The following is a 13311-nucleotide window of genomic DNA, read 5'->3' as shown; positions in this document are numbered from 1 at the left end:
GTGGCTGGGGTGCACCGCCCGCCAGCGTCTCACTCACATCAGCGAACGCACCAGGTTGATGGCCTCTTCCACCCGCTCGACCGGGTGGATGGTCAGTCCCTCGATGGGCTTCTTGGGCGCATTGGCCTTGGGCACCACCGCGATGCTGAAGCCCAATTTGGCCGCTTCCTTGAGCCGCTCCTGACCGCGGGGCGCCGGGCGCACCTCGCCTGCCAGGCCCACCTCTCCAAACGCGATAAAGCCCTTGGGCAGCGGCTTGCCGCGCAGGCTGCTCTGGATCGCCAGCAACACGGCCAGGTCGGCGGCCGGTTCGCTGATGCGCACGCCGCCCACGGCGTTGACGAACACATCCTGGTCGGAGCAGGCCATGCCGGCGTGACGGTGCAACACGGCCAGCAGCATGGCCAGGCGGTCGCGCTCCAGGCCCACGCTCAGGCGCCGCGGGCTGGGACCGCCGGCATCCACCAGGGCCTGGATTTCGACCAGCAGCGGACGCGTGCCCTCCAGCGTCACCAGCACGCACGAGCCCGGTACCGGCTCGCTGTGCGTGGACAGGAAGATGGCGCTCGGGTTGGTCACCCCCTTGAGCCCCTTGTCGGTCATGGCGAACACGCCAATCTCGTTGACCGCGCCAAAGCGGTTCTTGATGGCGCGGATCAGGCGGAAGCTGCTGTGCGTGTCGCCCTCGAAGTAGAGCACCGTGTCCACGATGTGCTCCAGCACGCGCGGGCCGGCAATGGCCCCCTCCTTGGTCACATGGCCCACCAGCACCGTGGTGCAGCCGGTGGCCTTGGCGACGCGGGTCAGGTGCGCGGCGCATTCACGCACCTGCGCCACCGAGCCGGGCGCCGAGGTGAGCTGGTCGGAGTAGATGGTCTGGATCGAGTCGATCACGCAGAAGGAGGGCTTTTCCGCCTCCATCGTGGCGATGATGTTCTCCAGCTGGATCTCGGCCTGCACGCGCACCTGCGAGCCATCCAGCCCCAGTCGGTGGGCGCGCAGCGCCACCTGGGCGCCGCTTTCCTCGCCGGTCACGTACAGCACGGGCATCTGGCGCGAGAGGGCATCGAGCGCCTGCAACAACAAGGTGGACTTGCCGATGCCGGGGTCGCCGCCGATCAGCACCACGCCGCCGGAGACGATGCCGCCACCCAGCACCCGGTCCAGCTCTTCCAGGCTGGTGGGCGTGCGTGCCACGTCCGCCGCCTCGATCTGCGACAGCGTGGTGACCGGTTGCGCCGCGTTCAGGCCGCGCGAGAGCGCCTGCATGCGGTTTTTGCTGGCGGCAGGCTCGGCGCGGGTCTCTTCGAGGGTGTTCCAGGCGTTGCAGTGCGGGCACTTGCCCAGCCACTTGGGGCTGACGCCCCCGCACTCGCTGCAGGTGTAGACGGTTTTCTCTTTGGCCATGCCCCTATTGTCAGGGACGCCGCGGAGCCCGCCCTCAGGCCGCGGGAGCCTCGCCCGACTGGATGGCCTTGAAGCGCTGTTCCAGCTCATGGCGCAGCTGGCGGCGCAGCTTGGCGGCTTTGTAACGGCGCTCCTCTTCCGGCGTGCTGGGGGTCAGCGGCGTCACGGGCGTGGGCTTGGCGTGTTCGTCCACGGCCACCATCGTGAAGAAGCAGCTGTTGGCGTGGCGCACCACCTGGGTGCGGATGTTTTCGGCGATCACCTTGATGCCGATTTCCATCGACGAGGTGCCGGTGTAGTTCACCGAGGCCAGGAAGGTCACCAGCTCACCCACGTGGATGGGCTGGCGGAAGGTCACCTGGTCGACCGACAGGGTCACCACATAGGAGCCGGCATAGCGGCTGGCACAGGCGTAGGCCACCTGGTCGAGCAGTTTGAGGACGGTGCCGCCGTGCACATTGCCGGAGAAGTTGGCCATGTCGGGCGTCATGAGCACGGTCATGCGCAGTTGGTGGCGTTGGTGTTCGATGTCCATGTGGGGTTCCGATTCGGCCCGCGCGCAGACAGGGCGGCGGTGCCGAAAGTGGTGAAGCAAGAAGGGTGCGCGGCGCGCGGCTCTCAGTGTGCCCAATCGGCGAAAAAGCCGCTGGATCGCGCTCGATCACCCCTGATGGGGTTGGAGAACTTCCACGGGCACGCGCGGCGACAGGGCGCACATCAACTCGTAGCCGATCGTGCCGCAGTGCTGGGCCACCTCGTCGATGGACAGCAAGCTGTCGTGCGGGCCGCGTCCCCACAGCGTGACCTCGGTGCCCAGTTGGGCTTGCGGCACGGCGCTCAGGTCCACGGCCAGCATGTCCATCGACACCCGTCCGATCAGCGGCACGCGCACGCCATCGACCAGCACCGGGGTGCCGGTGGGGGCGTGACGGGGGTAGCCGTCGGCGTAACCGCAGGCCACCACGCCGATGCGCATCTCGCGCTCGGCGGTGAAGGTGCTGCCATAGCCCACGGTGTCGCCTGCCTTCAGGTACTGCAGACCGATGAGCTTGCTGTGCAGCGTCATGGCCGGTTGCAGCCCCCAGTGGCTGGCGTCGTGCTCCGGGTAGTCGGGCGAGGCCCCGTACAGCATCACGCCGGGGCGGATCCAGTCGCCGCGGATGGCCGGATCGTGCGCATGGCGCAGCGTGGCCGCGCTGTTGCACAGGCTGCGCTCGCCGCTCAGGTCGGACGTGTGGGTCAGGAAGACCTCGGCCTGCTGCGCAATGCCCTTGGGGCTGTCGGCATCGGAAAAGTGCGTGATGAACGAGACTTCTTCGACCTGGGGCAGGGCGCTCAGGCGCAACCAGGCATTGCGGAAGGCCTGTGGTGTGAAGCCCAGGCGGTTCATGCCGGTGTTCATTTTGAGGAACACGCGGTGGGGCCATTCGGTCTTGTGCTGGGCCAGCCAGTTGATCTGCTCGTCGCAGTGCACCACATGCCACAGGCCCAGGCGCGAACACCATTCCAAGTCGCGCGCATCGAACACGCCTTCGATCAGCAAGATGGGTCCGCGCCAATCGAGGTCGCGCAGGCGCTGGGCCTCAGCGATGTCGAGCAAGGCAAAGCCATCGGCGCCACGCAGCCCTTCGTAGACGCGCTGCAGGCCGTGACCGTAGGCGTGGGCCTTGACGACCGCCCAGACGCGGGCATCGGGGGCGCATTCGCGGGCTCGCTGCAAGTTGTGGTGAAGGGCGTCGAGATGGATCAGGGCTTGGAGCGGGCGCGGCATGAACGTGATTTTGCCACCCTGACGCCACAGCGCCATCGGCTCCCTCTGTTCATGCGTCAGCTTGTCGGGCTCCGGGCGTGCAGAATGGGAGGCCGTGCTATAACCGGCGGCCGTAGATGTGACCGGGGCTTCGTGGTGCCAGGACATGTTCGTCGGTCTGGCATGCAACTCACGAAAACGATCTCTCACGACGCTCGCGCATGAAAAAAGGCTTTTTCACCATCATGGCGGCGCAGTTCTTCAGCTCGCTGGCCGACAACGCGCTCTTCGTCGCGGCGGTTGAACTGCTCAGAACCGACGGCTCGCCAGAATGGCAGCGGGCGGCCCTGGTGCCGATGTTTGCGCTCTTTTATGTGATTTTGGCCCCATTTGTGGGGGCGTTCGCCGACGCCTGGCCCAAGGGCAAGGTCATGTTCATGTCCAACGCCATCAAGGTGGTGGGCTGTTTGATGATGCTCTTCGGCTCTCACCCCCTGATCGCCTACGCGGTGGTCGGGCTTGGCGCAGCGGCGTATTCGCCGGCCAAGTACGGCATCCTCACCGAGCTTCTGCCTCCCTCCCAACTGGTCAAGGCCAATGGCTGGATCGAGGGGCTGACCATCTCTTCCATCATCCTGGGTGTGGTGCTGGGGGGGCAGTTGATGGGGCACACCATCGCGCCGTGGTTGCTGTCGCTCGATCTGCCATGGGTGGACACGGGCATCACCACCCCGGCTGAAGCCGCCATCTCGACCCTGATCATTTTTTACGTGATCGCGTCGCTGTTCAACCTGCGCATTCCGCGCACCGACACACCCTTGCAGCCCTACGCGGCCAACCCGCTGTTCCTGGTGCGCGATTTCGTCTCGTGCAATTCGCGCCTGTGGCATGACAAGCTCGGGCAGATCTCGCTGGCCACCACCACGCTGTTCTGGGGGGTGTCGGGCAATCTGCGCTACATCGTGCTGGCCTGGGCGGCCGTGGCCTTGCACTACGACACCACGAAGGCGTCAGCTTTGGTCGGGGTGGTGGCCATCGGCACGGCCGTGGGGGCGGTGCTGGCTTCGGTCAAGATGCGACTGGACCAGGCCACGCTGGTGATCCCGCTGGGCGTGGCGATGGGCCTGCTCGTGCTGGGCATGAACTTCCTGCGTGACATCACGCCCACCATCCCCTTCATGATCATCCTGGGCGGCTTGGGTGGCTTCCTGGTGGTGCCCATGAATGCCTTGTTGCAGCATCGGGGGCACAACCTCATGGGGGCTGGCCGTTCGATTGCGGTGCAGAACTTCAATGAACAGGCCTGCATCCTGGTGCTGGGCCTGATGTACACCGGCTTGACCAGTTCGGGCTTGTCGGCTTACGGGGCCATCACGGCGTTCGGCCTGTTTGTGGCCAGCACCATGTTGCTGATCGGCTTGTGGCACCGTCGCAATGTGCGCCAGCACCCTGACGAGTTGGCGCGCCTGCTGGCCATTGCGCGCAGCGACGGCCATCACCATTGAGGCGCTCCGACACAAGCCCTTACATCGCTTTACACACGGTGTGTCCGCGGTGCGCGACGATGGTGCGTTGAAGTCTCAAAGGAGAATCTTCATGCGTACCTCAATGAATACTTGGCTCTCGCGTCTGACGGCGATGGTTGGGCTGGGTCTGGCAGCGGTGTCGGCTCAGGCCGGAGATCGGGTCTACTGGGCCGTCAATGTGGACGCACCCGTGCAGGGGATGGGGCGCGTGAGCACCGCCGTCTCCAACACCCGCGGTGGCGTGTACACGCAGCCCGGCGTGGTCGTGTACGCGCCTCCGCCACCCGTGGTGGTCTATCCGCAGCGTCCGCCCATGGTCGTGATGCCCGGCTATGGCTACGGTCCGGCCCCGGTGGTCTATGAGCAGCGCACCCGCATGTACCGTGAAGACCGCGACGGACGTTGGGATCGCGATGACCGTCATCGTCACCACCACCATCACGATCATCGCCGTGATGACCGCGACGACCGCGACGAGGGGCGCCGCGGTTGGCGGGACCGCTGATCCGGGCGGGTGACCCGCGGGCCGTCAGCGTCGGCGGCTGCCGCCCAGCAAGGAGCCCAGGACGCCGCGAATGATTTCGCGGCCCACGGTCGAGCCAATCGTGCGCGCGGCCGACTTGGCCACCGTCTCCAGCACCGAGTCCTTGCGGCCGCTGCCTTGCAGCAGGTCGCCCAGCCAGCCACCGCCCGATTCAGCCGGGGCACTGCGGCCCGCGCCTGATGGGGTGGAGCGGGGCGCACGCACGGCGTCTTGCACCTCGTCCCGCAGGCTGCGCTCTTCGGCTTCTTTTTGGGGCACGGCGGCGGCCCGACCCTTGAGCTTCTCGTAGGCCGACTCGCGGTCCACCACCTGCTCGTACACGCCGGCCACCAGCGACTGGGTGATCAGGCTTTGGCGCTGCGCGGCGGTGATCGGGCCGATCTGGCTGCCCGGTGGCACCACGAACACGCGTTGGGTCACACCGGGGCGGCCCTTTTCGTCCAGCAGGCTCACCAGGGCCTCGCCCACCGCCAGCTCGGTGATGGCCGTGGCGATGTCCAGTCCCGGGTTGGCGCGCATCGTGTCGGCCGCCGACTTCACGGCTTTCTGATCACGCGGCGTGAAGGCGCGCAGTGCGTGCTGCACGCGATTGCCCAACTGGCCCAGCACCGTGTCCGGAATGTCCAGTGGGTTCTGGGTCACGAAGTACACGCCTACGCCCTTGGAGCGCACCAGCCGCACCACCAGCTCGATGCGTTCGACCAGGGCGGCGGGCGCGTCCTTGAACAGCAGGTGGGCCTCGTCAAAGAAGAACACCAGCTTGGGCTTGTCCAGGTCACCCACCTCCGGCAGGGTCTCGAACAGCTCCGACAGCATCCACAGCAGGAAGGTGGCGTACAGGCGCGGCGAGTGCATCAGCTTGTCGGCCGCCAGGATGTTGACCACGCCCTTGCCATCGACCGTCTGCATGAAGTCGCTGATGTTGAGCATGGGCTCGCCAAAGAAGCGGTCGCCGCCTTGCTCTTCGATCTGCAGCAGGCCGCGCTGGATGGCGCCGATGCTCGCCGGGCTGATGTTGCCGTAGCTGGTGGTGAACTGGCTGGCGTTGTCGCCCACATGCTGCAGCATGGCGCGCAGGTCTTTGAGGTCGAGCAGCAGCAGGCCGTTGTCGTCGGCCACCTTGAACACCAGTTGCAGCACGCCCGCCTGGGTCTCGTTCAGGTTGAGCATGCGGCCCAGCAACAGCGGGCCCATGTCCGAGATGGTGGCGCGCACCGGGTGGCCCTGCTCGCCGAAGACGTCCCACAGTGTGGTGGGGCAGGACTGCGGCGCTGGCGGTTCGATGCCGCGCTCGGTCAGGATGGCAGCCAGCTTGGGTGCGATGCTGCCGGTTTGCGAGATGCCGGTCAGGTCGCCCTTGATGTCAGCGAGGAAGACGGGCACGCCCAGGTTCGACAGGCCCTCGGCCAAGCCTTGCAGCGTGATGGTCTTGCCCGTGCCCGTGGCGCCGGTGATCAGTCCGTGGCGGTTGGCCAGGGCAGGCAGCAGGTGGCACTCGGTGTCTTTGTTCCGGGCAATCAGGATGGGGTTGGCCATGATGCTGGGCTCCACAACAGTCAAAAATAGTCGGACTTCTGTCGGTTTGACAGTGCGGGCAGGTCCCATGATCCGGGTCAAGTCCGCCGGCAGGTAAAATCACAGTATCGCCCAGCTTGTGCTGTGGCTCTGTTCAAGCGCGCGCCGGTGCCTCACCGGGGCGCCTTCTGTCGTTCACACCGCACATTCTCATCCGGAGCAAGACACCATGGCCGGCCATTCCAAATGGGCCAATATCCAGCATCGCAAGGGTCGTCAGGACGACAAGCGCGGCAGGATCTGGACCCGCATCACCCGTGAAATCATCGTGGCCGCCCGCGCCGGGGGGGCTGACGTCAACATGAACCCCCGCCTGCGCCTGGCCATCGAGAAGGCCAAGGCGGCCAACATGCCGGCCGACAACATCAAGCGCAACGTGGACAAGGCCACGGGCAACCTCGATGGCGTCACCTACGAAGAAATTCGTTACGAAGGCTACGGCATCGGTGGGGCGGCCATCATCGTGGACTGCATGACCGACAACCGGGTGCGCACGGTGGCCGATGTGCGCCATGCATTCAGCAAATACGGTGGCAACATGGGCACCGAAGGCTCGGTGGCCTTTCAGTTCAAGCACGTGGGCCAATTCCTGTTTGCCCCAGGCGTGAGCGAAGACAAGATCATGGAAGTGGCCCTGGAGGCCGGCGCCGAAGACGTCATCACCCACGAAGACGGCTCCGTGGAAGTGATGAGTGCCCCGCCTGATTTCGAGGCGGTGAAAGCCGCGCTGGAAGGCGCTGGCCTGCAGGCGGAAATGGCCGAGGTGACGATGCGTGCGGAGAACACCATTGAGCTGTCAGGCGATGATGCGACCCGCATGCAGAAGTTGCTGGACGTGCTGGAAGACCTGGACGACGTCCAGGACGTGTTCCACAACGCCGAATTGAACTGAGTGAACTGAGAGAACAGGTCCCCGTATGAACATCCTCGTCATTGGCTCTGGTGGCCGCGAACACGCACTGGCCTGGAAGTTGGCTCAGTCGCCCAAGGCGGGCAAAGTCTATGTCGCGCCGGGCAATGGCGGCACGGCGCGCGATGCGCGCCTGGTCAATGTGCCCATCACCGACGTGAAGGCGCTGGCCGATTTCGCCCAGGCCAACAAGATCGTGCTGACCGTGGTGGGCCCCGAGGCTCCGCTGGCCGCCGGTGTCGTGGACGAGTTCCGTGCCCGCGGCCTGCGCATCTTCGGCCCCACACAGAAGGCTGCCCAGTTGGAGAGCTCCAAGGCCTTCGCCAAGGACTTCATGAAGCGCCACGGCATCCCCACGGCCTTTTACGAGACCTTCACCGAGGTGGAGGCTGCCCACGCCTTCGTGGACAAGCATGGCGCCCCCATCGTCATCAAGGCCGATGGCCTGGCCGCGGGCAAGGGCGTGGTCGTGGCCATGACGCTGGAAGAGGCGCACCAGGCCGTCGACTGGATGCTGCTGGACAACACGCTGGGCGTGCAGCACAACGCGGGCGGCGCGCGCGTGGTGATCGAAGAGTTCCTGGCCGGGGAAGAGGCCAGCTTCATTGTCATGTCCGATGGCAAGAACGTGTCGGTGCTGGCCACCAGCCAGGACCACAAGCGCCTGCTCGATGGCGACGAAGGCCCCAACACAGGCGGCATGGGCGCGTACTCGCCCGCCCCGGTGGTCACGCCCAATGTGTACGCCAAGGCCATGCAGGAAATCATCAACCCGACCCTGGCCGGTATGGCCAAGGACGGTGTGCCCTTCACCGGCTTCCTGTACGCCGGCCTGATGATCGACGCACACGGCAACCCCAAGACGCTGGAGTTCAACTGCCGCATGGGCGACCCGGAAACCCAGCCCATCATGATGCGCCTCAAGAGCGATCTGATCGACGTGTTCCTGCACGCCACCGATGGCACGCTGGACCAGGTCGAGTTGGACTGGGACCGCCGCGTGGCCCTGGGCGTCGTGCTGGCGGCTGCCGACTACCCGCTCAACCCGCGCAAAGGCGACGTCATCACGGGCCTGCCGGCCGAGGCTGACGATGCCATGGTGTTCCATGCTGGCACAACCATGGGCGACGACGGCCAGGTTCGCACCAGCGGTGGCCGCGTCCTGTGCGTGACCGCCTTGGGCGATTCGGCCAAGCTGGCCCAGCAGCGTGCCTACGACTACATGCGCGGCATCCAGTTTGACGGCATGCAGTTCCGCACCGACATAGGCTGGCGTGCCATCAAGGCCCGCTGATCCCTTGCCGGCCCCCGTTGACCTGACGCCCTCACGACCCCCATGAGCACGCCCATGAACACCGATGCCGTTCGCACCTACCTGCTCGGCCTGCAGGACCGCATCGTGGCGGCCTTCGAGGCCGAAGACGGCACCCCGTTCGTGCGGGATGCCTGGACGCGTGCGCCCGGTGAACGCTTGCAGGGCGACGGCTGTTCACGTCTGGTCGAAGAGGGCCGGGTGCTGGAGCGCGGTGGCTGCAATTTTTCGCACGTGAAGGGGCCGCAACTGCCCCCTTCGGCCACGCAGCACCGGCCCGAGCTGGCCGGTTGCCCCTTCGAGGCCATGGGTGTGTCCCTGGTGTTCCACCCGCGCAACCCTTATGCCCCCACCGTGCACATGAACGTGCGCATGCTCGCGGCCCATAAGCCCGACGGCAGCGTGGTGGCGTGGTTTGGTGGCGGCATGGACCTCACGCCCAGCTACGGCTTTGCGGAAGATGCCGTGCATTTCCATCAGGTGTGCAAGGACGCACTCACCCCGTTTGGTGACGACAAGTACCCGCGCTTCAAGACCTGGTGCGACGAGTATTTCTTCCTCAAGCACCGCAACGAGGCGCGCGGCATTGGCGGCATCTTTTTTGACGACTTCTCCGAGCTGGGCTTCGATGGTGGCTTCGCCATGATCCGCTCGGTGGGCGATGCCTTCACCGAAGCCTACCTGCCCATTCTGCAGCGTCGCCGCGACACGCCCTATGGCGAGCGCGAGCGCGATTTCCAGGCCTACCGTCGCGGTCGCTATGTCGAGTTCAACCTGGTCTGGGATCGGGGCACCTTGTTCGGCCTGCAATCGGGTGGCCGCACCGAGAGCATCCTGATGTCGATGCCGCCCATCGTGAAGTGGCGCTACGACTGGCACCCCGAGCCGGGCACGCCCGAAGCCGCGCTGTACACCGACTTCCTGCCCGCGCGGGACTGGGTCTGATCCCTTGACGACCTCTGCGACTGTTGCTCGCCCCGTGGCCCGCCGCATCGGCCTGATGGGTGGGAGCTTCGACCCTGTTCACGTGGCGCACGTCGCGCTGGCCGAGACCGCGCTGGCGCACCTGCAACTGGACGAGGTGCGCTGGATTCCGGTGGGGCAGGCGTGGCAGAAGCAACGCACCCTGGTGGCGGGCGCGCACCGCATCGCCATGGTACAGGCGGCCATCGCAGGCGAGCCCCGTTTCACGGTGGACGCCATCGAGGTACAGCGTCCCGGTCCGTCCTACACACTGGACACGGTGCGGGCGCTGCAACAGGCCCAGGGCACGGATGCCGAGTGGTTCCTGATCATGGGTCAGGATCAGTACGCCAACCTGACGACCTGGCGCGACTGGCCGGAGCTGCTGGCCCGTGTCACCGTGGCGGTCGCCTGTCGCGGCCACGATCAACCGCAGCCCTCGCCCGAACTGGCGGCCCACCCCCACCGGGTGATCACCCTGCCTTTGCCGGCGCAACACGTTTCATCTACCGAAATCCGGACACGTCTGGGTCGCGGTGACGATCCTTTCTCCCTCGTGCCCGCTCTGGTGTCCTTGCCAGTGGCGCGCTATATTGCCAACCATCAACTCTACGCCCCTGCGCGCACCCCACTGAATGGACATCCGTAAACTGCAACGCGCCATCGTCGATGGCCTGGAAGATGTCAAAGCCCAAGACATCGCCGTGTTCAACACCGAACACCTGTCGCCGCTCTTTGAGCGCGTGATCATCGCGACGGGCTCTTCCAACCGTCAGACCAAGTCGCTGGCCTCCAGCGTGCGCACGTCGGTCAAGGATGCCGGATTCCCGGTGCCCCGCGTCGAAGGCGAAGAAAACGGCGAGTGGATCATCGTGGACTGTGGCGCTGCCGTGGTGCACATCATGCAGCCCGCCATCCGCCAGTACTACCAGCTCGAAGAGATCTGGGGTGAGAAGCCCGTGGCGATCAAGACCAAGGCCAAGGCCGGCCTGGTGAAGGCGTCCGAGCCCGAAGACGAGGCCCCCGCCAAGCCCAAGAAGGCTGCTGGCAAGACCACGCCTGCACGCAAGGCGGCCACCACTGCGCCTGCCGCCAAGAAGGCTGCCGCCAAGAAGCCTGCCACCAAGACAGCGACGGCCGTCAAGCCGGTGGCGACGAAAAAGGTTGCTGCCAAGAAGGTTGCTGCCACGAAGGTCGCCAGCAAGACCACGACCCGTACCGCGTCCACCAGCAAGTCGGCAACGGCCAAGCCTGTGGTTGCGAAGAAGACTGCCAGCAAGACGGTGGCCGTGAAGAAGGTGGCGGCCAAGAAAGTGGCCACCAAGACCGCGGCGAACGTGAAGAAGATGGTCATCAACGCGCCGGAGAAGAAGACGCCGGCCCGCAAGGTCGCCGTCAAGAAGGTGGCAGCCAAGAAGGTTGCAGCCAAGCCGGTGGCCGTGAAGAAGGTGGCGGCCAAGAAAGTCGCTGCCAAAAAGGCGCCCGCCAAGAAGACGGCACGCTGATGAAGCTGACGGTGGTCACCATTGGCCACCGCCTGCCTGACTGGGCGAACGAAGCGTGTGAGGATTACCTCAAGCGCTTCCCGCCCGACTGGAAGGTGGAGGTCAAGGCCCTCAAGGCCGAACCCCGTGAGGGCAAGCCCGTGGCCGTCATCATGCAGGCCGAGGCGGTCCGCATGGAAGCGGCCATCGACCGGGGCGTGCGCCGCGTCATCCTCGATGAACGTGGCTCGCGTCTCACCAGTGTGCAACTGGCCGAGCGCACCGAAGCGTGGCTGCACGATGGCCGCGATGTGGCGCTGATCATCGGCGGGGCTGACGGCATCGATCCGGCTTTCAAGCAAACGGCCGATGAGGCCATTCGCCTGTCGGACATGACCTTGCCGCATGCCTTGGCGCGTGTGTTGCTGCTGGAGCAGCTGTACCGGGCTTGGTCTTTGCGCAACAACCATCCCTATCACCGTGCCTGAGATGTCTGATCACGCCAACCCTCCCTGGCTGTATCTGGCCTCGCAAAGTCCGCGTCGCCGCCAGTTGCTGGACCAGCTGGGCGTGAGTCATCGCCTGCTCCTGCCCGACGCGCACGAAGACGCCGAGGCGCTGGAAGCCGAGCGTGCCGGTGAGTCTCCCGAAGACTATGTGCAGCGGGTGACCCTCGCCAAGTGGGAAGCCGCGTGCGTGCGTCTGGTGCGCCGGCGTGCCGAGGTGGGCCACGACTGGGTCGAGGCGCCTATTTTGTGCGCCGATACCACGGTGGCCCTGGGCGATCAGATTCTGGCCAAGCCGGTGGACGACGCCGATGCGGCCCGCATGCTGAGTCTGCTGTCGGGTCGCACGCACCGCGTGTTGACGGCGGTGGTGGTGCATGGGCAACTTCGCCTGAGCACCTCGCACGTGACGTGGCGCACGCTGGACGCCGACGAGATCCGGCGCTATGTGGCCAGCGGCGAGCCCATGGGCAAGGCCGGGGCCTACGCCATCCAGGGCCGCTCCGGCGCCTGGACGCAGCACATCGACGGCAGCTACAGTGGCATCATGGGCCTGCCGCTGTTCGAGACGGCCGAGTTGCTCAAGCCGCTGGGTTGGGCGTTCTAGTTTTTTGCCTTGTCGGGTGCGCCATGGTCATGTCTGCGTCCGTTCCATCCTCGTCTGAGCTCCGCCGGGTGCTGGTGGCCGGTGCCACTGGCCTGGTTGGGCGTGAGCTGTTGCGCCAGTTGCTGACCGACCCGACGGTGGGGGAGGTGAGGGCGCTCACCCGGCGTCCGATGTCGCGCCGTGATCTGCTCGGCCATGCGGGCCACCCCACCGGGGACGAGCGTCTGCAGGTCTGCGAAGTGGACTTCGACCGGCTGGATCGCCACGTGGCCTTGTTCGAGGTCGATTGGGTTTGCTGCGCCATGGGTACGACCATCCGCAAGGCCGGCTCGCAAGCCGCATTTCGCCAGGTCGATTTCGACTACCCCTTCAAGCTGGCTCAATTGGCCCGCGCTCAAGGGGCGCGCCAGCTCTTGCTGGTCAGCGCGATGGGGGCCAACGCCGACTCACGCGTGTTCTACAACCGCGTCAAGGGGGAGTTGGAAGACGCGCTGGCCGAGCTCGACTATCGCAGCGTGTGCGTGGCCCAGCCTTCGCTGCTGGCGGGCGAGCGCGGCGAGTTCCGGCTGGCCGAACGCCTGGGACTGGCTTTGGGCTGGTTGATGCCCGATCGCTACAAACCCGTACAGGCTGCCCAGGTAGCGGCCGGTTTGCTGTCTGCGGCGCGCGACGAGCGGCCCGGCTGGCATGTGTTGAGCAACGTCCATCTGCGTGGCATGCGGTAAAT

General features: G+C 65.9%; 14 protein-coding genes. 10 read left to right on the top strand and 4 right to left on the bottom strand.

The annotated features are described in order from the left end of the window. Positions 1–33 precede the first annotated feature (33 nt). The 3 genes from radA to alr all read right to left on the bottom strand — a co-directional run bounded on the left by radA (position 34) and on the right by alr (position 3178). Entirely contained in the window at positions 34–1407 is a 1374-nt protein-coding gene (gene radA / locus AC3WW4_RS14535; protein ID WP_488829174.1) for a DNA repair protein RadA, read from the bottom strand. Positions 1408–1441: 34 nt separating this feature from the next. Then, on the bottom strand, positions 1442–1942 hold the full coding sequence (locus AC3WW4_RS14530; RefSeq protein ID WP_488829173.1) for an acyl-CoA thioesterase: 501 nt from the start codon (positions 1940–1942) through the stop codon (positions 1442–1444). Positions 1943–2068: 126 nt separating this feature from the next. Then, positions 2069–3178 carry an alanine racemase gene (gene alr, locus AC3WW4_RS14525; RefSeq protein WP_488829767.1) on the bottom strand — a complete coding sequence of 370 codons (1110 nt, stop codon included), beginning with the start codon at positions 3176–3178 and terminating at the stop codon, positions 2069–2071. A gap of 200 nt (positions 3179–3378) precedes the next feature. Here alr and lplT point away from each other — a divergent pair, with 200 nt between their 5' ends. Further along, positions 3379–4662: a lysophospholipid transporter LplT gene (lplT, locus tag AC3WW4_RS14520; RefSeq protein WP_488829172.1), complete on the top strand. Its 1284-nt coding sequence runs from the start codon at positions 3379–3381 to the stop codon at positions 4660–4662. A 91-nt stretch (positions 4663–4753) separates the two neighbouring features. After that, positions 4754–5188, top strand: coding sequence for a hypothetical protein (locus tag AC3WW4_RS14515; protein WP_488829171.1), 435 nt, complete (start codon positions 4754–4756; stop codon positions 5186–5188). A 24-nt stretch (positions 5189–5212) separates the two neighbouring features. Here AC3WW4_RS14515 and AC3WW4_RS14510 read toward each other — a convergent pair whose 3' ends face one another. Next, entirely contained in the window at positions 5213–6763 is a 1551-nt protein-coding gene (locus tag AC3WW4_RS14510) for a helicase HerA-like domain-containing protein (RefSeq protein ID WP_488829170.1), read from the bottom strand. Positions 6764–6971: 208 nt separating this feature from the next. Here AC3WW4_RS14510 and AC3WW4_RS14505 point away from each other — a divergent pair, with 208 nt between their 5' ends. The 8 genes from AC3WW4_RS14505 to AC3WW4_RS14470 are packed head-to-tail and all read left to right on the top strand — an operon-like array spanning position 6972 to position 13309. Further along, a complete protein-coding gene (locus AC3WW4_RS14505; protein ID WP_488829169.1) occupies positions 6972–7694 on the top strand; it encodes a YebC/PmpR family DNA-binding transcriptional regulator in 723 nt (240 codons plus the stop codon). 25 nt (positions 7695–7719) lie between these two features. Then, positions 7720–9006, top strand: coding sequence for a phosphoribosylamine--glycine ligase (gene purD / locus AC3WW4_RS14500; RefSeq protein ID WP_488829168.1), 1287 nt, complete (start codon positions 7720–7722; stop codon positions 9004–9006). A 54-nt stretch (positions 9007–9060) separates the two neighbouring features. Beyond that, positions 9061–9969: an oxygen-dependent coproporphyrinogen oxidase gene (hemF, locus tag AC3WW4_RS14495; RefSeq protein ID WP_488829167.1), complete on the top strand. Its 909-nt coding sequence runs from the start codon at positions 9061–9063 to the stop codon at positions 9967–9969. Positions 9970–9973: 4 nt separating this feature from the next. After that, entirely contained in the window at positions 9974–10636 is a 663-nt protein-coding gene (gene nadD, locus AC3WW4_RS14490) for a nicotinate-nucleotide adenylyltransferase (protein ID WP_488829166.1), read from the top strand. Further along, complete coding sequence (rsfS, locus tag AC3WW4_RS14485; protein ID WP_488829165.1) at positions 10623–11492, top strand: ribosome silencing factor; 870 nt, start codon at positions 10623–10625, stop codon at positions 11490–11492. The genes nadD and rsfS overlap by 14 nt, the downstream gene beginning before the upstream one ends. Next, a complete protein-coding gene (rlmH, locus tag AC3WW4_RS14480; RefSeq protein WP_488829164.1) occupies positions 11492–11959 on the top strand; it encodes a 23S rRNA (pseudouridine(1915)-N(3))-methyltransferase RlmH in 468 nt (155 codons plus the stop codon). Before rsfS ends, rlmH begins: the two co-directional genes overlap by 1 nt. Before the next feature lies 1 nt (position 11960). After that, positions 11961–12584: a Maf family protein gene (locus AC3WW4_RS14475; protein WP_488829163.1), complete on the top strand. Its 624-nt coding sequence runs from the start codon at positions 11961–11963 to the stop codon at positions 12582–12584. A gap of 29 nt (positions 12585–12613) precedes the next feature. Then, positions 12614–13309 carry an NAD(P)H-binding protein gene (locus AC3WW4_RS14470; protein WP_488829162.1) on the top strand — a complete coding sequence of 232 codons (696 nt, stop codon included), beginning with the start codon at positions 12614–12616 and terminating at the stop codon, positions 13307–13309. Positions 13310–13311: the final 2 nt, after the last annotated feature.

This window comes from Aquabacterium sp. TM01 (genome assembly GCF_057808345.1).
This window is presented reverse-complemented; position numbering and strand designations above follow the sequence as displayed.